Here is a 21,438-nt window from a genome sequence, read left to right as displayed (position 1 = left end):
CTTTTCCATGGGTGACCACGCCCCTTACGCGCTCTTCCGCGATGATCGCGCCGGAACGAGCCTCGTCTTTGCCGAACCGCAGGACCTCGTCTTCGCGCGGACGGCGGGCGAGGTGCGCCCGGCGCTCGCGCGGTTGGAGGCGGCTCGCAAGGCCGGTAAATGGCTGGCCGGCCACCTCTCCTACGAGGCCGGCTTTGTCTTCGAGGACAAGCTTGCGCCCCTGGTCGAGGACCATCGCGAGACCCCGCTGATCGCCATGGGCATCTTCGAGGCCCCAGCACCAGACAGTCATCCTCTTGCGGCGGCCCCATCGGACATTCCCAACGCGCCTTTTCTGTCTGCGCCGCATGCGGGATGGGATTTTGAGGCCTATCGCGAGCGGTTCGATCGCCTGCACCACCACTTGCGCAGGGGCGATTGTTATCAGGCCAATCTCACCATGCCGATCGAAGCGTGCTGGGAGGGTGATCCAAGGGCGGCATTCTGGTCGCTAGTCGGACGCCAGCCGGTGCATTACGGCGCCTTGATTGATTTCGGTGACCCGGTCATCCTGTCGCGCTCGCCGGAACTGTTCTTCTCCGTCGATGCTGACGGCTGGCTCGAAACCCGGCCGATGAAGGGCACGGCCCCCCGCGGCGCAAGCGCTGAGGAGGACGATGCGATCATCGAGGCCATGCTCGCCGACGAAAAGACTCAGGCCGAAAACCGGATGATCGTCGACCTGCTGCGCAACGATGTCTCCGTGATCTCGGAGGTCGGCACCCTCTCGGTCCCCAAGTTGTTTGCGATAGAGACCTATCCGACCGTGCATCAGATGGTGAGCTATGTCAGGGCCAGGCTCTCGCCCGATATCGGCCTGCCCGAGATCATGGCCGCCCTCTTCCCCTGCGGCTCGGTCACCGGCGCACCAAAAATGTGGGCGATGCGCATCCTGCATGAGTTGGAGGCCGGTCCACGAGATATCTATTGCGGTGCGATCGGCTGGTGCGACCCCAACGGTCCCATGCGATTTTCAGTTGCAATCCGCACGATCTCCCTTTTCAACCAGGGCCGCGCCGTCTTCAATGTGGGCGGCGGCATCGTCTTCGATTCGAAGGCCGAGGCCGAATACGAGGAATGCCTGTTAAAGGCGCGCTTTGCCGTGGGTGACCAATGGATTTCTCGCTGATCGAGACGATGCGGTGGCAGCCGGGCGCAGGTTTCCTGCGGCTCGATCAGCATATGCGCAGGCTCTCCCGCTCAGCCGATGCATTGGGCTTTCGCCAGCCTCAGGATCCGAAAGGCAGGCTCGAGAAAGAGATTTCCGGAGATCAGCCGCTGCGTGTCCGGCTCGTCATGACCTTTCGCGGCAAGATGGAAATCAGCGCCACGCCGTTCGATCCGCTGCCGGAAGAAGCCGTCTGGCGCTTGCGGATTGCCAAAACCCGATTGCAATCCGAAGACAGCCTCTTCCGCCATAAAACCTCGCGGCGAGAGCCCTACGAGGCCGCGCGCGCCGAATATGCCAAAGAGGAGGCTGACGAAGTCATCCTTCTCAACGAGCGGGACGAGGTCTGCGAAGGCACGGTCACCAATGTCTTCGCCGAGGCGGAGGATGGCATGCTGCTGACCCCGCCGCTCACCAGCGGCCTCTTGCCCGGCGTGCTGCGTGCGGAACTTATTCGCGAACGCAAGGCCCGCGGCGAAGTGCTGAAACTTGATGACCTGCGACACCGCAAGCTCTTTGTCGGCAACTCACTGCGCGGTCTCATCCGCGCCGAACTGGTGGAATAGGCAAGCCGAATGTTCATTCTCTCCCTCACCTATGTGAAGCCAGCCGAAGAAGCCGACCGCCTGATGCAGCCGCATATGGACTGGGTGAACGCCGGCTATGATAGCGGCCTGTTCCTGGCTTCCGGCCGCAAGAACCCACGCACCGGCGGAGTGATCCTCGCACGGGGCGATCGAGGCCAGATCGAGGCTTATGTCGCAGCCGATCCCTTCATCATGGAAGGCGTGGCTGTCTGCGAGGTGACGGAAGTTGCGGTGACGCGGACAGCAGCGGGGCTTGAGGGGTTGAAGGACTGATATCAGGATCAGTCACCGCCGCTCCTTGGCGCGTGTCGCCGCCCGTCGAAGACTTCGAGGATTTCGATGCTCTCCGCATGTAACCTGTAGGAGACGATGTAGGGCGTACCCGGGACAATCAGGCGGCGGATGTTTGCCAGACGGGTTATTGTTCCGATTTGAGGCTACAGGTGTAGAAGTTCGACGACGGCAAGGATGCGGGCAGATACCCGGCCGCCCAAGTCAGCTTCGAACGCGCGTCATCGTCTCTTCAGACATGGCAACGATCCTTGGGTTTCCCGGCATCGCTCGACACTCCCAATTCCGCGCCGATCTAGATACACGGCAAAGCCTGTCTTGCCTTCAGATTGGCAAGGCGTCAGGGTGACAGCAAATCGAGACTGACATCAGATGTCCACCACCTTCACCCACACCCCATATGCCAGCACCACCCGCCCCTTCACCATAGGCCTCTCGGCACTCGCCCCCGAGCGCTGGATCACGCCAGATGCTGACCTCCCGCACTATCTCGCCGAAAAACACCACCTCGAAGCAACCCGTCTCGACGAGGTCTTTCGAGCCACCGAAGATAGCCTGCCTGCCCAGCGCGAATGCCTCTATGCTTTGGTCGCGCATCTCGAGCAGGATCACCCGCATGTCTATCAGCGCACCGACAACCATCTCCGTATGGCAGACCATGTCGTCGATCTCTTCGACGAAACGATCCCGCCGCTTCTGCGGGCCGGCATGCTGGTGCAGGACGACCTTGTCATCATGATGAAGCGCGAAACAGGCTGGTCGATCGCTGCCGCCCACCTTTCCTTTCCCTCCTCCTGGCGCCTTGCGGAAAAGTTCGACAGGCCAATGGAGGCGGTGCATGAACACGTACCTGGCTTTGAGGCCGGCACGCGCAATGCCGTGATGATCAACCGTATCTTCGACAATCTCTTACCCGGTCAGCCGGCCGAACGGTTCAACTGGTCGATCAACTGGAAGGAAAAGCTCTTCCATCCCGAAACAGGCCGCAACGATACGGCAGACCCTAAGGACGCTGTGATCCGCGTCGAGCGTCAGACGCTGACGAAATTGCCAGAAAGCGGCGCGATCGTCTTCACCATCCGCATCTATCTCGATCCTGTCAGGCTCTTCGCCCAACACGCAGAAGGGCCTCGGCTGGCAGCCGAACTCGCACGTCAATTGGAGGCGCTGACCGAGGCCCAACTGGCCTATAAAGGCCTTGATCGCCAGAGGGAGCGGCTCGTTGAGCGCTTGGTGGCCATGGCCGCCCACGAAAAATAGGCGCTGACGACATTCGAGCGCCTTGTGACGCCCTTTATTGTGTCAGAGTTTTGTGATCTAGAACCGCCAATATCGCTCCGGCCAGACAAGAAGAGGCCGGAAACACAGCCCGAGAAAAACCGGGCTTCCAAGGAGACGGACATGAGCGAAAAGACCTACCCGGTATACGGCGAGATCACCGGCCCGATCGTGATGATCGGTTTCGGCTCGATCGGCCGCGGCACCCTGCCGCTGATCGAACGCCACTTCAAGTTCGACAAGAGCCGGATGGTCGTGATTGACCCGCGCAACGACGAGGCAGACCTGCTCGCCAAGCACGGCATCAAGCACATCCAGGCGCATGTCACCAAGGACAACTACAAGAAGCTGCTGAAGCCGCTCCTCACGGAAGGGGAAGGCCAGGGCTTCTGCGTCAACCTCTCGGTTGACACCGGCTCGCTCGACCTGATGAAGTTCTGCCGCAAGCTCGACGTGCTCTACATCGACACCGTCGTCGAGCCCTGGCTCGGCTTCTACTTCGACAAGAACATGAAGAACTCCGAGCGCACCAACTATGCGCTGCGCGAAACCGTGCGCCAGGAAAAGGCCAAGAACCCGGGCGGCACCACGGCCGTCTCCACCTGCGGCGCAAACCCCGGCATGGTCTCCTGGTTCGTCAAGCAGGGCCTCGTCAACATTGCTCACGAAATCGGCCTGAAGTTCGAGGAACCGGACCAGAACGACCGCGAAGGCTGGGCCAAGCTGATGAAGAAGGTCGGCGTCAAGGGCGTGCACATTGCCGAGCGCGACACGCAGCGCACGAAGAACCCGAAGCCGCTCAACGTGTTCTGGAACACCTGGTCGGTCGAAGGCTTCATCTCGGAGGGTCTGCAGCCGGCCGAACTCGGCTGGGGCACCCATGAAAACTGGATGCCGAAGAACGCCAAGAAGCACAAGAAGGGCTGCAAGGCCGCAATCTATCTGGAGCAACCGGGCGCCAACACCCGCGTGCGCACCTGGTGCCCGACGCCGGGCCCGCAATATGGCTTCCTCGTCACCCACAACGAGTCGATCTCGATCGCTGACTACTTCACCGTCGAGAAGGATGGCGAAGTCACCTATCGCCCGACCTGCCACTATGCCTACCACCCGGCCAATGATGCCGTGCTCTCGCTGCACGAGATGTTCGGCAATGGCGGGACGCCGCAGCCGGTCCTGCACGTCCTCAACGAAGACGAACTGGTCGACGGCGTCGACGAACTCGGCGTTCTGCTCTACGGCCACGAGAAGAATGCCTACTGGTACGGTTCGCGCCTGTCGCTCGAAGAAACCCGCGAGATCGCCCCTTACCAGAATGCAACCGGCCTGCAGGTGACATCCGCTGTGCTCGCCGGCATGGTCTGGGCGCTTGAAAACCCGAAGGCGGGCATCGTTGAAGCCGACGAGATGGACTACAAGCGCTGCCTCGAAGTGCAGTCGCCCTATCTCGGCCCGGTCGAAGGCCACTACACCGACTGGACCCCGCTCGACGGCCGCCCGGGCCTCTTCCCGGAAGAGCTCGACGAGAAAGATCCGTGGCAGTTCAAGAACATCCTCGTTCGCTGAGCCAATTCCTTTCGCAAACAGGGCCCGCTTTCCTGGCGGGTCCCAGCCTCCTGTCGCAGAAGGGCCACAGCAAGACCGGGATAAGCACCTCGGTCCAGGCGGGATGCCTTGCTTTGGTCCAGCCTTCGCGGCATGGTTCGAAACGACGCATATTGGCAACCGGCCGGACCGGGCTGCCGCACAGGTGGGAGCACTGAATGAACATCCGATCCATCACGGCAATCGCAGCCTGCAGCCTCGCCCTTTCCTCCTGCTATTCCTCGGGTCCGCAGCGGCAGCTGCCGAGCGTTCAGCAGGGACCATCGGTCGAAGGCGCATGGGTCGATCCGAACGGTATTGTCTCGACATTCCAGGGCGGCACTTTCACGACCCGCACCACAGACTCGAACCAGATCCTGGCCTCAGGCTCCTACATGCTGGTCAATGATCGCCTGGTCGAGATCAACATGACCTCGCTGGTGCGCAACACCCGCCAGAAGGTCAACTGCGCCCTTGTCACCCCGGGCCAGCTGAACTGCACCTCGGATAGCGGCGCACAGTTCTCGCTCGCGCGCCGAGCCTGATACAGCCTTCCATCACGAGCGCCTTTTTCGAAAGCGGCCCGCAAGGCCGCTTTCTTGCATTTGCACCGACACTAACATTTTGGAGTGGCCCGTTTTCCGCTTGCCCTCCCCTGGACTTGATGAAAACATCAAGCTTTCCGAGGCCGGGATCGGCTGTCACGAAGACGTGCCAAGCTGGCGGAAGACATATTGCAAAAGGAGAGTAGATCGATGTTCAGACAATTGCGAATTGGCCTCTTGAGCGCCTCCGTACTGGCCCTGACGGCAGGAACGGCATTCGCCGATTTCGAGCTTAACATCCTTCATATCAACGACTTGCACTCCCGCATTGAGGCAATCAACAAGTCCGACTCCACCTGCTCTGCGGAAGATGAAGCGAAAAACGCCTGCTTCGGTGGCATTGCTCGCGTCAAGACCGCAATCGACACCCGTCGGGGCGAGTTGCAGGGCAAGAATGTGCTGACCCTCGACGCCGGCGACCAGTTCCAGGGCTCGCTGTTCTACACCACCTACAAAAGCGCGCCGATCGCCGAATTCATGAATGGCATCGGCTTTGACGCCATGGCCATCGGCAACCATGAATTCGACGATGGCCCGGAAGAACTCGCCAAGTTCATCGATGCGCTGAAGTTCCCGATGATTTCCGGCAACACGCTGGCCGGCCTCAATTCGCCGGTCGCCAACAAGTTCAAGCCCTACATCGTCAAGGAGTTCGGCGCGGAAAAGGTTGCGGTCGTCTCCGTGCTGGCGACCGACACCGACGAGACCTCGTCACCCGGCGATAGCGTGCTCTTCGCCGATGAGATCGGCTACCTGAAGGAAGCCGTCAAGGAAATCGAGGGCCAGGGGATCAACAAGATCGTGCTGCTCTCGCATGTTGGTTACGTCAAGGACCAGGAAATCGCCAAGGCCGTTGATGGCATTGACGTCATCGTCGGTGGCCATAGTCACACGCTTCTGTCCAGCACCGACGAGAAGGCGCAAGGCCCATATCCGACCCTGGTCAAGAACCCGGCCGGCAAGGATGTACCGATCGTCACCGCCTACGCCTATTCCAAATATCTCGGCGATCTGACTGTGGTCTTCGATGACGCCGGTGTCGTCACCTCCTCCACCGGTGCACCGAAACTGCTCGATGCCTCGGTCACACCCGATGCCGGCTTTGTCGCCAAGGTAAAAGAACTGGGCGGCCCGATCGAGGAACTGAAACTGAAGGAGATTGGCTCTACCGCAGAAGCCATCGACGGCGCCCGCGAGACCTGCCGCGCAGTCGAATGCTCGATGGGCAACCTCGTCGCCGACGCAATGGTCGATCGTCTGAAGGATCAGGGCGTCACCATCGCCATCCAGAATGGCGGGGGCCTGCGCGCCTCGATCGATGCCGGCACGGTGACCATGGGCGAGGTTCTGACGGTTCTGCCGTTCCAGAATTCGCTCGCCTCGTTCCAGCTCAAGGGCTCGGATGTGGTGGCAGCGCTTGAAAACGGCGTCAGCCAGATCGAAGAGGCCGCTGGCCGCTTCCCGCAGGTCTCCGGCCTGAAATACACATTCGACGCCTCGAAGCCAGCCGGCAGCCGCGTCTCCGATGTTCAGGTCAAGGAAGGCGATGCCTTCGTCGCCATCGACCCCAACAAGGTCTATGGCATCGCGACCAACAACTACATGCGGTCCGGTGGCGACGGATATAAGGTCTTCGCGACCGGCGGTCAGAACGCCTACGATTTCGGCCCTGGCCTTGAAGCGGTGGTCGCCGACTTCATCGCCAAGAACAGCCCCTATAAGCCCTATACCGATGGCCGCATCACGGTGATTGCAGCCGCAGCACCGGCCGCTGATGCCGCACCGGCCACAACCGATGCAGCGACGAAGCCCGCTGAACCGGCACCAGCCGCAGAAACGGCCACCCCGACAGCAGCACCGGCCGCAACCGCAACCGAGACCGCCGCCACGGCTGCGGCGACTGTCTACAAGGTCATCGCTGGCGACAGCCTGTGGAAGATTGCCGAAGCCACCTATGGCGACGGCAATCTGTGGAAGAAGATTGCCAAGGCCAATGCGCTGCGCAATCCGAACCGCATCCATGTCGGTCGCGAACTGGAATTGCCGGCGAAGTAAGACCCTTTGCCGCACGACAAGGGCCGGTCCGGACTTTTCCGGACCGGCTTTTGCTTTTATCAGATGATCTTAGCAGGCCTTCGTGACGTATAGGTCGAGACACTTATCACCAGGAATTCAAGATGAATGCTCTTCCCGCCCATTGGCCCTCCGACCATCCGCCGGTGAACTTCGGTAAAGTCGGTGTGCTGCTCGTCAACCTCGGCACGCCTGATGGCACCGACTACAAGTCGATGCGCCGTTATCTCGAGGAATTCCTGACGGACAAGCGGGTGATCGAGTGGTCGCGTTGGTTCTGGTATCCGATCCTCTACGGGATTGTGCTGAACAAGCGCCCACAGAAGGTCGGCAAGGCCTATGAGGAGATCTGGAACAAGGAGCTCGACGAAAGCTATCTGCGCACCTACACGCGCAACCAGGCCGAAAAGCTGGCGGTCGCGATGAAGGACCTGCCAAACGTCCATGTCGATTGGGCCATGCGCTACGGCCAGCCGGCCATCCAAGCCAAGATGGACGAGATGCAGAAGGCAGGCTGCGAGAAGATCCTCGTCTATCCGCTTTACCCGCAATATGCCGCCGCAACGACGGCCACCGTCAATGATGAGGCCTTTCGCGCACTTCTGAAAATGCGCTGGCAACCCGCTTTGCGCACCGTGCCGCAATATGCTGACGACCCGGTCTATATCGAAGCGCTGGCCAATTCGATCAACAAGCACCTGGCAACGCTCGACTGGGAGCCGGAGCTGGTGATCACGTCCTATCACGGCATCCCCCGGTCCTACTTCATGAAGGGCGATCCCTATCACTGCCAGTGCTACAAGACGACGCGCCTTCTGCGCGATCATCTGGGCTGGGAAAAAGACAAGCTGATGGTGACCTTCCAGTCCCGTTTTGGACCAGAGGAATGGCTGCAGCCTTACACCGACAAGACGGTCGAAAGGCTCGCCAAGGAAGGCGTGAAGCGTATAGCCATTCTCAATCCCGGCTTCGTCTCGGATTGCCTCGAAACACTGGAGGAAATCGCCGGTGAAGCGGGCGAAGACTTCCTCCACAATGGCGGCGAGAAATTCACCCACATCCCCTGTCTCAACGACAGTGAAGACGGCATGCGCGTGATCGAGAACGTGGTCCGGCGTGAACTTCAAGGTTGGGTCTGAAACGAACGAGTTGAAATGAAGGCCGCCTCCGGGCGGCCTTTCTTCTTGTGGCGGCGTCCGACAGACCAGGGACCGGGCCTGTTAATTGTGGCAGGTACAAACTAATTTCTCTGCGCAACTTAGAGGTCGCACGCCCACCGGAGGACACTGAGAGGACGGACAGAAAAACGATCATCTGCACAAATTTTTCGCAGTGCGTGCGGCCGCTTAGCATCATCATGGACCCGGAGCGGACGCACTCCAATGCAACCAGGCGGTACCAAAGAGCGGACACATTTATTCAACTTTTCGATCTAAAGTATTGGATTTTCGGAGTGTTCTATCTTCGTCTATCGTTATATTAACGTTCCTTTTAAGAATAACTCTTAGATTTCACGGGGAGAGAAGGAGATCCCCCAATGAAATTGAACCGCAACCTATTGGCGTCAGCCCTCGTCGCGCTGTCAGCCGCCCAGGCCCTCGCAGAACCGCCGGCCCCCGATGTCAACAAGCTCGTGACACCGGAAGTCGTGCAGGAGATGCGCGACATCATCGGCGCAGAAATTGTCCGGGTGTCCATCGAGGCCCAGAACAAGAGGCTGGCGAATCTTGAGCAGAGCAAGATCGATGCGCTCGACAGCCAGTGGAAAGCGGAACGCGAATCCACCGACAAGCCACTGATCGCGGCAACTCTGTCCAGCCCGCTCTCCGTTTACCTCGCCCGCCTCCAGGGCAAGTCGCTCGGCCTCTATGCGGAAATCTTCGTGATGGACAAGAACGGCCTGAATGTCGGTCAAAGCTCGGTCACCAGCGACTTCTGGCAGGGCGACGAAGGCAAATTCCAGAACACCTACGCCGTATCGGAAGAAGCTCTCTTCATCGACGAGGCTGAATGGGACGACGAAGCCAAGATCTGGCGCGGCCAGGTGAGCTTCACGGTCCTCGGCACTGACAAGAAGAAGATCGGTGCCGTGACAGTGGAACTCAACCTCACCGAACTTGAGCGTCGCGTGCAGGCCGGCGCCTGATCGACCATTCGCGGTGCCATGACGGCAATCGCTTTTCCCATCTGTGCCGCATCACCTTGAACGTCGAGGCAATTCAGAGCCATGTTGAATAATATTTCCGTCACCACGAAGGGACTGGCCGCCTTCAGCCTTCTGGCGGCAATCGCCATCGCCAGCTCCACCTTCATCTACAACAGGGCTGTCGTGGCTAACGTCCTCGTCAAAGAGGCCGAGCAGATCCAGACCCTGACGGACGCAGTCAGTGAGTTCAGCGATGACATCTATGTTGCCGATCTTCAGCTGAAAAGCTTCCTTCTCACCGGCAACCGCGATTTCGCCGCTACGGTGACGAGCCGGCTTGAGGAGATGAACAAGGATATGAGTGATCTCTCAACCTTGTTCGGGAAGGAAGCGCCAACAGAAGTGCCGGCATTGCAAGCCACTTTCGCCACACTGGGCGAGTGGCAAACCAAATTCGTTCAACGCCAGATCGACCTGATGCGTGACCCTGCGACGGTGGAACTCGCCCGTGCAATCGAGGTCGGCGGCGAGAGCGAAGCTTTGGTCGAGCAAGCTCAGCAGAGCCTCCAATCGATCAAGCAACAATTCGCCACCCGTAGCGCCACTGCCAAGCAACTGCAGGGCGCCGCTCTGTCAACGGTCGAGAGCATATCGCTCGTGGCATCCCTTGCTGTCGCCTTCGCTGCAGCCTTGATGGGCTTCCTCAACTACCGCCTTGTTTCCAGCCCGCTTGCACGTTTGGCAACGGCGACAGACAAGCTCGCCCATGGCGATCTTGACGTCGCGATCAAATCTGGTGGCAAGGACGAAATCGGCCAGATGGCAGCCTCCATGCAGATCTTCCGCGAAGCGGCCCTGGCCAATAAGCGCCTGCAAGCCGATGCGGAAACCAATCGTCGCCAGGCGGAAGCAGACCGCATCTCGGCACAGGAACGCGCCGAGGCCGATGCAGCCGAGCGCCTGCGGATCGCCACCTCCGGCCTTGCTGCCGGTCTCCAGCGGCTTGCCGCCGGCGATCTCGCCTTCCAGCTCAACGAACCCTTCGCTGCAGACTTCGAACCCCTGCGTCACGATTTCAACACGTCGATCCGCCAGCTCAACACCACGCTCTCCGCCATCACACGCAGTGTCAGCGCCATGGAACTTGGAACGCGTGAAATCGCCAGCGGCTCGGATCATCTGTCGAAGCGCACCGAACAGCAGGCAGCATCGCTTGAGGAAACCGCCGCAGCCGTCGAACAGATCACGGCCAATGTGGTGAACTCGACGAAGCGCACGGAAGAAGCGCGGGGCGTGGCGGCTCAGGCCAACACCTCGGCCACCCAGTCCTCGGAGGTCGTCTCCCGCGCCGAGGAAGCCATGCGCCGGATCGAAGGCTCGTCGCAGCAGATCTCCAACATCATCGGCGTGATCGACGAGATCGCCTTCCAGACCAACCTTCTTGCACTGAATGCCGGCGTAGAGGCCGCACGCGCCGGTGAAGCCGGCAAGGGCTTCGCCGTCGTCGCCCAGGAAGTGCGTGAACTGGCTCAGCGTTCGGCCAACGCCGCCAAGGAAATCAAGGCACTGATCCAGAACTCCTCAACGGAGGTCTCCGGTGGTGTTGACCTGGTACGCAAGACCGGAGAGGCGCTCCGGACCATCGGCGGCTTCATCACCGAGATGAACGTGCACATGGATGCCATCGCCATCTCGGCCCGCGAACAGTCGACCGGCCTGTCGGAAGTCAACCAGGCGGTCAACGCCATGGACCAGACGACCCAGCAGAATGCCGCCATGGTCGAAGAGTCGAACGCCGCCTCGGCTGCCCTTGCCACCGAAGCCGCCAAGCTGCGCGAGCTCATCTCGCAGTTCAGCATTGATGCCGGACAGACAGCACAGGTCGGTGCGCTTCGCGAAACGGCCCAGGCCATGGCGCGCCCCTCGGCCCAGGCACCGGTTGCAGCCCGCCCGGCCCCGCGCCGCGCCGCCGCCCCGATGACGCACGGCAATGCAGCGGTCTCAAGGGACAACTGGGAAGAATTCTGATCGCCAGGACAGCTTGAAATGAAAGGGGCGGAGTGCAAACTCCGCCCCTTTCCAATTGTGGGGCACGGGCATGCCGCAGTGACACACGCCCCTTGCATTTGGCGTGCAATATGCCGATCTACAAAGAGAAACTGAAGGTTGTGCCTAGCTAGGGCGGGGAGTGAATATGCCTTTCACAGGTCCGGATATCGTCGTCATTGCACTGGTCGTGCTTGTCATCCTCATACTCTTCGCCGGCATCAAGACCGTGCCGCAGGGTTACCGCTACACGATCGAACGCTTCGGCCGCTACACGCGCACGCTGGAACCCGGCCTTAACATCATCATGCCCTTCATCGAGCAGATTGGTGCGAAGATGAATGTCATGGAACAGGTCCTGGATGTTCCGACCCAGGAAGTCATCACCAAAGACAATGCCTCGGTCTCCGCCGATGCCGTCGCCTTTTACCAGGTGCTGAACGCCGCCGAAGCAGCCTACCAGGTCGCCAACCTTGAAAACGCCATTCTCAACCTGACCATGACCAATATCCGCTCGGTCATGGGCTCGATGGATCTCGACGAGCTCCTCTCCAACCGCGAAGTCATCAACGACCGTCTGCTGCGCGTGGTCGACGAGGCGGTGCGCCCCTGGGGCATCAAGGTCACCCGCGTCGAGATCAAGGACATCCAGCCACCGGTCGATCTGGTCGACGCCATGGGCCGCCAGATGAAGGCCGAGCGCGAGAAGCGCGCCCAGGTCCTGGAAGCTGAAGGCTTCCGCAACGCCCAGATCCTCAGAGCCGAAGGCGCCAAGCAGTCGGCCATCCTGGAAGCCGAAGGCCAGCGCGAAGCCGCTTACCGCGAGGCGGAAGCCCGCGAGCGTCTGGCCGAAGCCGAAGCCAAGGCGACCCGCATGGTGTCGGAAGCGATTGCCGCCGGTGACATCAACGCGATCAACTACTTCGTTGCGCAGAAATACACCGAAGCCATGGCTTCGATCGGCAGCGCCCCCAATTCCAAGGTCGTGCTGATGCCGATGGAAGCTTCCTCTCTGATCGGCTCGCTCGGCGGCATCGGCGCAATTGCGCGCGAAGTCTTCGGCGACCAGCAGCAGCAGCGCGCCCCTGCCCCGCCGCGTGCGCCCGCCGCACCGCGTTCGACGCCGGTCGTCAACCCCTTTGATCCGAACCGCGAGTGAGATCGCCATGATCAGCCGGATCATCACGGAACTTGGCCCCTGGAGCTGGTGGGTGCTCGGCATGCTGCTTCTGGCGGCCGAATTGACGATGCCCGGCGTCTTCCTCGTCTGGGTCGGCCTCGGCGCCCTGCTGACGGGCGCGCTCTCGCTTCTCTTCTGGGAGATGGGCTTCTGGACCTGGCATGTGCAGGCGCTGGTCTTCGCGCTGGCCGCCGTCACCTTCACGCTGGCCGGCCGGCGCTATTTTGCCAGCCGTGACAAGGCCAGCGACCAGCCAATGCTCAACCAGCGCAGCGCAAGCCTTGTCGGCCGCACCGCAACGCTTGGCGAGCCGATCCGCGAAGGCCGCGGCCGCATCCGCCTCGACGACACCTTCTGGTCCGTCTCCGGCCCCGACCTGCCCGAAGGCACGCGCGTCCGAGTGATTTCTGGCAAGGGTGGAGACCTGACGGTCGAAAAGGCTTAAGCCGACGTCGTCAAGCGACCCCGATGCGCAACAGGTCGTGGAAGTGGATGAGGCCTATAGGGCAGTGATGCTCGTCAACCACGATCAGCGCGCCGATGCCATGTTTGTTGATCATGGCAGCGGCCGTCGTTGCCAGTTGATCGCCCTTGATCACCTTCGGATTGCGGGTCATCACGTCATCGACCGTCAGCACGGATAGGTCGCGCGCAAGGTTACGCGCCATGTCACCTTCGGTGACGATGCCGCACAGCCTGCCATCGCCATCAACGACACCGACACAGCCAAAATGCTTGTGCGAGAGAACCTTGACCGCGTCCGGCATCGATGTGCCGAGCGGTACCAGCGGCACCCGCTCCCCGGTATGCATGATTTCACCGACATGGGTGAGCGCCGCTCCCAGCTTTCCGCCAGGATGGAAGGTGCGGAAATCGCCGGGGCCAAAGCCGCGCGCTTCAAGCAGCGCAATCGCGATCGCATCGCCCATGGCCAACTGCAGCACGGCGGAGGTCGTCGGCGCCAGACCGTGCGGGCAGGCTTCCTGCACCTTGGGCATCAAGAGCACGACATCGGCATTGCGCGCGAGCGTCGAGGTCTCGCCGGCGGTGATCGCAATCAGCGGAATGGAAAAACGTCTGGAAAAGCTCAGGATACCCTGAAGCTCTGTCGTCTCGCCGCCCCAGGACAGGGCGAGGATCGCATCGTCTTCGGCAATCATGCCAAGATCGCCGTGATTGGCCTCCGAAGGATGAACGAAGAAGGCCGGCGTGCCGGTCGACGCAAAGGTGGCCGCGATCTTGGTGCCGATATGGCCGCTCTTGCCGACCCCAGTGACAATCACCCGCCCGGAAATCTCGCCGATTGTGCGCACAGCATTGCAGAAGGGCTCAGCCAGCGGCCCCGCCAGCGCCTCCTCAAGCATCCTCATGCCCTCCCGTTCGGTCGAAACGACACGAAGGGCGGTCTCTGTTGCATTGGCTTCGACGAGTTGGACGGCGCGCTTGATCATGCCCGTCCCATACTGCGTTTGGCAAAGCCTGTCCACCGGACCAAGGGGGGCACAGGATCCATCAGCCATGCAGACCCGCGATCGAAACCAAACATTAACCGTCCCGCTTTACGTTTGGGTAAGCATTCGAGACCGTCGGACAAGCAGGATGAAACGCGTGGAGACTTCAAGGGCAAGCGGTATGCGCCGCAGGGGCAGCAAGGCATTTGCCGTGCTGCTGGCCAGCCATGTCTACACCGCCCCTCTTCCCGTCTTCGCCCAGCAGGCCCCGTCGCAGCCAACAGCCGCGGCGTCTACAGCCGCACCGGGCCTATTTTCGACGAGTTGGTCGCAGCCGCAGCGCGCCAGCGAAGAAGTCGCTGGCTTTGAAGCCGAGGGCGTAAACGCCGAGAATGGGGCGACAGAGAGCGGCGAGACCACGGCTTCAGGCCAAGCAGCTGCGAACGGAGCGACACCGGACCCAACCACCGTCACCGGCAGCCTGCCGGCGACAGAGGCCGCCGCTGACGATGGGCTTGCCCGCGACGAGGACCTTCTGCGCCAGAACCTCCCCGAAGGTAAAGTCGATGGCGTAGGCGCCGGCCCGTTGCGCTCGGACGAAGATGAAACCGGCATCCGGCTCGGCAGCTTCATCCTTCGCCCCTCGCTCAGCCAGCAACTGGGCCACGAGCGCCAGAAGACTGCAAGTGGCCGCGAAAGCCGCACCTTTTCCGAAACCGGCCTCAAGGGCACGCTGACTTCCGACTGGTCGCGCCACGAATTGAGCGTGACCGGCGATGGTGCCTGGCAGGAGACCCTCAACGGGGAAGGCTCAGACAAGCCCCGCGCAGCACTCGATGCGCGCCTCAGGCTCGATCTTTCCGACGACACGATTGTCGGGGTAACCGGGAACTACAATTTCAGCCGCGAAGATACGGATGATCCAAATGCCCTCGCTGGTGCTGCCGTCCAGTCCGGCGTCAACCAGTATGGAGGTGGACTGTCGATCGAGCGCGATTTCGGCCTGATCCGCGGTTCGCTGTCCGGCGATGTCACGCGCTACCAGTATTCCGATGCCGAACTCTCCGATGGCACCACAGTCCAGCGTAGCGAGCGTGATCGCATCCGTTCCACCGTAACCGGGCGCGTCACCTACGAGCTGTCGCCGGCTCTGATGCCTTTCGTCGAACTGACCGGTGGCCGCATCCATTATGACGAGACACTCGACAGCGCCGGCTTCCGCCGCTCGGCCGATGTCTACGGCGCAAAGGCCGGCGTCATGCTGGATCTCGGAGAAAAGCTGCGCGGTGAACTGGCTCTTGGCCATGAGCAACAGCGGTTTGACGATAACCGCCTGTCTGATCTCAAGGCGCTGACCATCGACGGCAATCTCGCCTGGTCGCCACGCGAAGGCACGACCCTCGATCTTGCGCTCGATACAAGCATCGATCCCTCGACCACAGCCGGCGTCAATGGTTCGGTCATCCACCGCCTGACGGCGAGCCTCGCCCATGACCTGCGCACCAACCTCGTGGCCCGCCTGACAGGCGGCACAACATTGACACGTTATGAGGAAGAGAATTCGGCCTCGGACACGACGGCCTATCTCGCCGGCGCAGGGCTCACCTGGAAGGTGAACAGCCATCTCGACGCGACGGCTGATCTGAATTTCGAGCGAACCCACTATGAGACAGGGACCGACAGCGACACGCTGACTGCTCTGATCGGCCTAACCGCCAAACGCTGACGGTCAGCCGATCCGCAGATGATTACTTCAAGGCGGCCAGAAGCGCCTTCAGCTGATCTTCGATGACAGGGCGGATGTCTTCGCGTTCGATCGCAAAGGCGACATTGGCGAGGATAAACCCGTCCTTGGCGCCACAGTCGAAGGTCTGCCCCCGGAAGTGGTAGCCTGCGAAATCCTGCTCCTTGGCAAGTCGCAGCATGCCGTCGGTCAGCTGGATCTCGTTGCCGGCTCCGCGTTCCTGGGTTTCCAGGATCTCGAAGATTTCCGGCTGCAGGATGTAGCGGCCGTTGATGAAGAAGTTGGAAGGGGCAGTTCCCTTGGCCGGCTTCTCGACCATTTCGGTAATCTTGAAGCCGCCTTCAAGCGTCTCGCCAACGCCGACGATACCGTATTTATGCGCCTGGTCGGGGGCGCATTCCTCGACTGCGACAATATTTCCGCCGGTTTTCTCATAAAGTTCGACCATGCCCTTGAGGCAGCCCTTTTCAGAGCGCATGATCATATCTGGCAGGAGAAGCGCGAACGGTTCCGTGCCGACGATATCGCGGGCGCACCAGACGGCATGGCCGAGGCCGAGCGGCTCCTGCTGGCGGGTGAAGCTGGTTTGGCCAGCGGTCAGCTGCAGCGAGTCAAGCAGAGACAATTCGGCATTCTTGTTGCGTGACTTGAGCGTCTGCTCAAGTTCGAACTGGATGTCGAAATAGTCTTCGATGACGCCCTTGCCGCGGCCCGTGACGAAAACGAAGTGCTCGATCCCGGCCTCGATCGCCTCGTCGACGACATATTGAATGACCGGCTTGTCGACGACAGTGAGCATTTCCTTCGGCACAGCCTTGGTCGCGGGCAAAAAGCGCGTACCGAGACCGGCAACGGGAAACACGGCTTTACGAAGTTTTTCAGGTCGAACCACACATTCCTCCTGGAGGATCTAATCGATTAACGCATCGCCACGCATGTGCCAGTAACATACATTTGCTTAAAAAAGGCAAAGGCAAAACGAGACTGGGCCGCGTGGTAAAGAGTTTGTTGACGCACCCGCATTAACCTGGCGTGAACAGCCTTTGTTCCGGCTGCAAACCGTAGAACCTACCGGGAGATGCCCATGACAAGACACCGTCCCACCCTCTTCGGCGCCATTGCCCTCGCGCTGTCCACGGTCATGATGCCGCTGGAAGCCTCTGCCGATGCCGGTTTCCAGAAGTGGATCCGCGACTTCTATCCCACGGCAGCCAAGAGCGGCATCACGGAAAAGACCTATCGTCAGGCCTTCAAGGGCGTGACGGAGCCGGACAGGTTTGTCTTGGAAAAGGCCGCCTACCAGCCGGAATTCAAATCCGAGATCTGGGATTATCTCGACAGCCGCGTGAACCCCTACACCGTCAAGGTGGGTCAGGAAATGCTCGCCAAGCATGGCGGTCTGCTGACCGCCCTCGAACGCCACTTTGGCGTCGACAAGCATGTGATCCTCGCCATCTGGTCGATGGAATCCAATTATGGCGCAGCGCTCGAGCGTCCGGATCGTCTGCACAATGTGCCAGGCTCCCTGGCAACGCTAGCCTATGCAGACAAGAAGCGCGCCAAATACGCCCGCACGCAGCTGATTGCCGCGCTGAAAATGCTTCAGAACGGTGATGTTACCAACAAGAACCTGATGGGCTCCTGGGCCGGTGCCATGGGTCACACCCAGTTCATCCCGTCGAGCTACCTGCTTTATGCCATCGACGCCGATGGCAATGGCACGAAGGATATCTGGCACTCGGTCCCGGACGCGCTGGCAACCGCTGCCAATCTGCTGGCCAAGAACGGCTGGACCACTGGCCGCACTTGGGGCTATGAGACCGTCGTTCCGCGGGGCGCTGCCAAATATGCCGGCCAGACCAAGACGCTGGCACAATGGGCGGCCCTCGGCTTCACCCGTCCGAACGGTCGCGGCTTCCGCGATGGCTCTGAGCGCGCCGAACTGAAGATGATGGCCGGCGCCGGTGGCCCGGGCTTCCTGATGACGAAGAACTTCTTCACCATCAAGCGCTACAACAATGCTGACAGCTACGCGCTGGGCGTCGGCCTGCTGGCCGACGAGATCGCCGGCTATAGCGGCATGCAGCAGCGCTGGCCACGGCCGGATGCCTCGCTCGACGTCAAGGAGAAGTTCGAACTGCAGACCCGCATGCAGGCCATGGGCTATTATGACGGCAAGATCGACGGCAATTTCGGCTCCGGCTCGCGTGCTGCCATCTCCGCCATCCAGGCTCGCCTCGGCATGTCCGCCGACGGCCAGCCGTCACGTCAATTGCTTGACGCGCTGCGGAACTGATGCCAGGCCAACCGTCCGGTGACGGACGCGCATTGACGAATACGTCGTCGCGGGAGAGAATTTCACGCGCGACGACCAGCGGCTGCGCGGGTTAAAGTGGCTTGTACCAAGGCCAACCGGACGGAACCAACCGGACGGGCAATGCGGAGGAGTTTACCAATGCACAGCAAAGCAATGCAAACGGCGCGCCGCGCCTGTGCGCTGCTGCTTGGCCTCCTCATCGCCCTATCCGCGCTTATTCCGGCCGCAGAGGCGCAGCAACCGGAGCGTCGCCGCACGCTGATGGATCTCTTCTTCGGTGATCGCCAACCCCGCTATCAGCCCGCACCGCCCCCGCGCGATGTCCGTCGCTCGCAGCGTCAGGCAGAGCCCCGTGCAAGAACAAATCGCAGCGTCACGACAATCAAGACCCGCCAGCCGGCTGCACGGGCCGAGGTGAAACCGCCACCGCCGGCAAAGCTGGAAACGGCGAAGAAGGTGCTGGTCATCGGCGATTTTGTCGCAGGCGGGCTCGGTGACGGCCTGAAGATCGCCTTCGAGGATTCCCCGGGCGTCGTGGTCGAGACCCGCTCCAACGGTTCCTCTGGCCTTGTCCGCGCCGATTATCACGACTGGGCTGGCGAACTGCCCCGCCTCATCGGGGAAATCAAACCGACCGTCGTGGTCATCCAGATTGGCGCCAACGACCGGCAACAGATGGTGACGGACACTGGCCGCCTGGAATTCCGCACCGAAGAATGGTTCGCCGCCTACGCCGCGCGTGCGACCGCCCTCGGTCAGATCGCGACCCAGGCCCGCATCCCCCTTGTCTGGGTCGGGCTCACAGCCTTCCAGTCACCAAGCATGACGGCAGACACACTGCGGCTCAACACGATCTACCAGACGACCGCCGAAAAGCTCGGCGGTGAATTCGTCGACGTCTGGGATGGCTTCGTCGATCAGGACGGTCGCTTTATCGTGACTGGCTCTGACATCAATGGCCAGCCAGTGCGTCTGCGCGGCAGCGACGGCATCAACTTCACAGCCTCCGGCAAGCGCAAGCTCGCCTTCTATGCCGAAAAGCCGCTGCGCCGCCTGCTTGGTGACATGACCAGCCCGGATCTTGTCCGCCTTGACGCCAGCAACCTGCCGAACCTCACAACGCTTGCCCCAACCGAGACGCGCCAGGCGATGACCACGCCGCCGATCGACCTGTTCGACCCGGAACTCGACGGCGCGACGGAACTGCTGGGGGCCAGCACTAAACCGGCCCGGTCTGCTTTTTCGACCCCACGCGAGCAACTGGTCGAAACCGGCAAGCTACCGGATCCACCGCCGGGCCGCGTTGATTATGTCCGCCTGCCGGCCGCGTCGACCCCACAGGGCAAGACGGCGACGCCCTGACCGGCATCGCGGCCAGACATCCAGCACTGCAAGACAAAAAAAGGGGCCGCCCGCCGGCGACCCCTTTGTCATTCCATCACCGCCACGCTTAGCGCGGCAAGATGCTTTCACCCATCAGCGCCTCGTCAATCGCGCGCGCCGCCTGACGGCCCTCACGGATGGCCCAGACCACCAGCGACTGACCACGGCGCACGTCGCCCGCTGCCCAGAGCTTGTCGACGGATGTCTTGTAGTCCTTGTCATTGGCCACGACATTGGTCGAGCCGCGACGGTCGGTATTGAGCGTCAGGCTGCCGTCCAGTTCCTTCAGCACGCTGTCGGTGAACGGACCGGAAAAACCGATGGCGATGAAGGCGAGATCAGCCTTGATGATGAATTCCGTGCCGGGGATCGGCTTGCGCTTGTCATCCACCTGGCAGCACTTCACGCCGGTCAGCACACCGTCTTCGCCGACGAATTCGAGTGTCGCCACCTGGAATTCGCGGTTGGCGCCCTCGGCCTGACTGGACGAGGTCCGCATCTTCGTTGCCCAGAACGGCCAGACGGCGAGCTTATCCTCGGTCTGGGGCGGGCGCGGACGGATGTCGAGCTGGGTAACCTTCACGGCGCCCTGGCGGAAAGCGGTACCGACACAGTCCGACGCCGTGTCACCACCGCCAACCACGACGATGTGCTTGCCACCGGCCAGGATCGGATCGGCAGGCCAGCCGACGCTGTCGATGTTTTCGCGACCGACACGGCGGTTCTGCTGGACCAGATAGGGCATCGCGTCATGAACGCCCTGGAGTTCTACGCCCGGAATGCCCGCTTCGCGCGGCGTTTCCGATCCACCGCAATAGAGCACGGCGTCGTAGTCGGTCCGCAGCTGCTCGACGGTCACGTCGACGCCGACATTGACGCCGTAATGGAAGGTCACGTTTTCGCCCGTCATCTGCTCGACGCGGCGGTCAATGAAGTTCTTCTCCATCTTGAAGTCCGGGATACCGTAACGCAGCAGGCCACCGGCCTTGCTTTCGCGCTCATAGACATGGACTTCATGGCCAGCACGACCAAGCTGCTGCGCAGCGGCGAGACCCGACGGACCGGAGCCGATGATCGCCACCTTCTTGCCGGTATGGATCGTCGCCGGCTGCGGCACGATGAAGCCAAGCTCATAGGCCTTGTCGGCAATCGCCTGCTCGACGGTCTTGATCGCGACCGGCGCATCTTCGAGGTTCAGCGTGCAGGCTTCCTCGCAGGGCGCCGGGCAGACGCGGCCTGTGAATTCCGGGAAGTTGTTGGTGGAATGGAGGTTGCGGATCGCCTCCTCCCACTTGTTGTTGTAGACGAGGTCGTTCCAGTCCGGGATCTGGTTATGCACCGGACAGCCGGTCGGACCATGGCAATAGGGAATGCCGCAGTCCATGCAGCGCGCCGCCTGCTTGGTCACCTCGGGATCCGACATCGGGATGGTGAATTCGCGGAAATGGCGAATGCGGTCGGAGGCCGGCTGATACTTCGCCACCTGCCGGTCGATTTCCATGAAACCTGTAACCTTGCCCATTTTAAAGTCCTGCTAATCTGAGCT

18 protein-coding genes are annotated in these 21,438 nt (G+C 61.3%); 15 read left to right on the top strand and 3 right to left on the bottom strand.

The window, feature by feature from the left end:
* Window positions 1-7 precede the first annotated feature (7 nt).
* The 12 genes from IP76_RS05310 to IP76_RS05255 all read left to right on the top strand — a co-directional run bounded on the left by IP76_RS05310 (window position 8) and on the right by IP76_RS05255 (window position 13,442).
* Window positions 8-1,168, top strand: a complete 1,161-nt coding sequence (locus IP76_RS05310) for an aminodeoxychorismate synthase component I (protein WP_054157128.1) — start codon at window positions 8-10, stop codon at window positions 1,166-1,168.
* Complete coding sequence (locus IP76_RS05305; protein WP_054157127.1) at window positions 1,153-1,773, top strand: aminotransferase class IV family protein; 621 nt, start codon at window positions 1,153-1,155, stop codon at window positions 1,771-1,773. The genes IP76_RS05310 and IP76_RS05305 overlap by 16 nt, the downstream gene beginning before the upstream one ends.
* 9 nt (window positions 1,774-1,782) lie before the next feature.
* The gene (locus IP76_RS05300; RefSeq protein WP_054157126.1) at window positions 1,783-2,067 is read left to right on the top strand and encodes a YciI family protein; all 285 of its coding nucleotides are present in this window, start codon (window positions 1,783-1,785) and stop codon (window positions 2,065-2,067) included.
* Between the two features lie 390 nt (window positions 2,068-2,457).
* The gene (locus IP76_RS05295) at window positions 2,458-3,345 is read left to right on the top strand and encodes a DUF3445 domain-containing protein (RefSeq protein WP_054157125.1); all 888 of its coding nucleotides are present in this window, start codon (window positions 2,458-2,460) and stop codon (window positions 3,343-3,345) included.
* A gap of 141 nt (window positions 3,346-3,486) precedes the next feature.
* The gene (locus IP76_RS05290) at window positions 3,487-4,929 is read left to right on the top strand and encodes a homospermidine synthase (RefSeq protein ID WP_054157124.1); all 1,443 of its coding nucleotides are present in this window, start codon (window positions 3,487-3,489) and stop codon (window positions 4,927-4,929) included.
* 197 nt (window positions 4,930-5,126) lie between these two features.
* Window positions 5,127-5,492 carry an outer membrane lipoprotein Omp10 gene (omp10, locus tag IP76_RS05285; protein WP_054157123.1) on the top strand — a complete coding sequence of 122 codons (366 nt, stop codon included), beginning with the start codon at window positions 5,127-5,129 and terminating at the stop codon, window positions 5,490-5,492.
* A gap of 210 nt (window positions 5,493-5,702) precedes the next feature.
* A complete protein-coding gene (locus tag IP76_RS05280) occupies window positions 5,703-7,607 on the top strand; it encodes a 5'-nucleotidase C-terminal domain-containing protein (RefSeq protein ID WP_054157122.1) in 1,905 nt (634 codons plus the stop codon).
* 122 nt (window positions 7,608-7,729) lie between these two features.
* Window positions 7,730-8,764 (top strand): ferrochelatase, encoded by a 1,035-nt coding sequence (gene hemH / locus IP76_RS05275; RefSeq protein WP_054157121.1) that lies wholly within the window; start codon window positions 7,730-7,732, stop codon window positions 8,762-8,764.
* A gap of 398 nt (window positions 8,765-9,162) precedes the next feature.
* Window positions 9,163-9,771 carry a hypothetical protein gene (locus IP76_RS05270; protein ID WP_054157120.1) on the top strand — a complete coding sequence of 203 codons (609 nt, stop codon included), beginning with the start codon at window positions 9,163-9,165 and terminating at the stop codon, window positions 9,769-9,771.
* An 81-nt stretch (window positions 9,772-9,852) separates the two neighbouring features.
* Window positions 9,853-11,799 (top strand): methyl-accepting chemotaxis protein, encoded by a 1,947-nt coding sequence (locus IP76_RS05265; RefSeq protein ID WP_054157119.1) that lies wholly within the window; start codon window positions 9,853-9,855, stop codon window positions 11,797-11,799.
* 166 nt (window positions 11,800-11,965) lie between these two features.
* Window positions 11,966-12,976 (top strand): SPFH domain-containing protein, encoded by a 1,011-nt coding sequence (locus IP76_RS05260; protein ID WP_054157118.1) that lies wholly within the window; start codon window positions 11,966-11,968, stop codon window positions 12,974-12,976.
* A gap of 7 nt (window positions 12,977-12,983) precedes the next feature.
* Window positions 12,984-13,442, top strand: a complete 459-nt coding sequence (locus IP76_RS05255; protein ID WP_054157117.1) for an NfeD family protein — start codon at window positions 12,984-12,986, stop codon at window positions 13,440-13,442.
* Between the two features lie 10 nt (window positions 13,443-13,452).
* On the opposite strand, the gene IP76_RS05250 is transcribed toward IP76_RS05255, so the two are convergent.
* On the bottom strand, window positions 13,453-14,448 hold the full coding sequence (locus IP76_RS05250) for an SIS domain-containing protein (protein WP_054157116.1): 996 nt from the start codon (window positions 14,446-14,448) through the stop codon (window positions 13,453-13,455).
* Window positions 14,449-14,605: 157 nt separating this feature from the next.
* Here IP76_RS05250 and IP76_RS05245 point away from each other — a divergent pair, with 157 nt between their 5' ends.
* Window positions 14,606-16,174: an outer membrane beta-barrel protein gene (locus IP76_RS05245; RefSeq protein WP_245281390.1), complete on the top strand. Its 1,569-nt coding sequence runs from the start codon at window positions 14,606-14,608 to the stop codon at window positions 16,172-16,174.
* A gap of 22 nt (window positions 16,175-16,196) precedes the next feature.
* Here IP76_RS05245 and galU read toward each other — a convergent pair whose 3' ends face one another.
* Entirely contained in the window at window positions 16,197-17,084 is an 888-nt protein-coding gene (gene galU / locus IP76_RS05240; RefSeq protein ID WP_054157114.1) for a UTP--glucose-1-phosphate uridylyltransferase GalU, read from the bottom strand.
* Between the two features lie 192 nt (window positions 17,085-17,276).
* Here galU and IP76_RS05235 point away from each other — a divergent pair, with 192 nt between their 5' ends.
* Together IP76_RS05235 and IP76_RS05230 are read left to right on the top strand one after the other, a co-directional pair.
* Window positions 17,277-18,488, top strand: a complete 1,212-nt coding sequence (locus tag IP76_RS05235) for a lytic murein transglycosylase (protein ID WP_054157113.1) — start codon at window positions 17,277-17,279, stop codon at window positions 18,486-18,488.
* Between the two features lie 159 nt (window positions 18,489-18,647).
* Window positions 18,648-19,871, top strand: coding sequence for a GDSL-type esterase/lipase family protein (locus IP76_RS05230; RefSeq protein WP_054157112.1), 1,224 nt, complete (start codon window positions 18,648-18,650; stop codon window positions 19,869-19,871).
* An 88-nt stretch (window positions 19,872-19,959) separates the two neighbouring features.
* On the opposite strand, the gene IP76_RS05225 is transcribed toward IP76_RS05230, so the two are convergent.
* Window positions 19,960-21,414 carry a glutamate synthase subunit beta gene (locus IP76_RS05225; RefSeq protein WP_054157111.1) on the bottom strand — a complete coding sequence of 485 codons (1,455 nt, stop codon included), beginning with the start codon at window positions 21,412-21,414 and terminating at the stop codon, window positions 19,960-19,962.
* Window positions 21,415-21,438 lie beyond the last annotated feature (24 nt).

Origin of the sequence: Rhizobium sp. AAP43 (assembly GCF_001296045.1) — a bacterium.
Classification (GTDB): domain Bacteria; phylum Pseudomonadota; class Alphaproteobacteria; order Rhizobiales; family Rhizobiaceae; genus Allorhizobium.
This window is presented reverse-complemented; position numbering and strand designations above follow the sequence as displayed.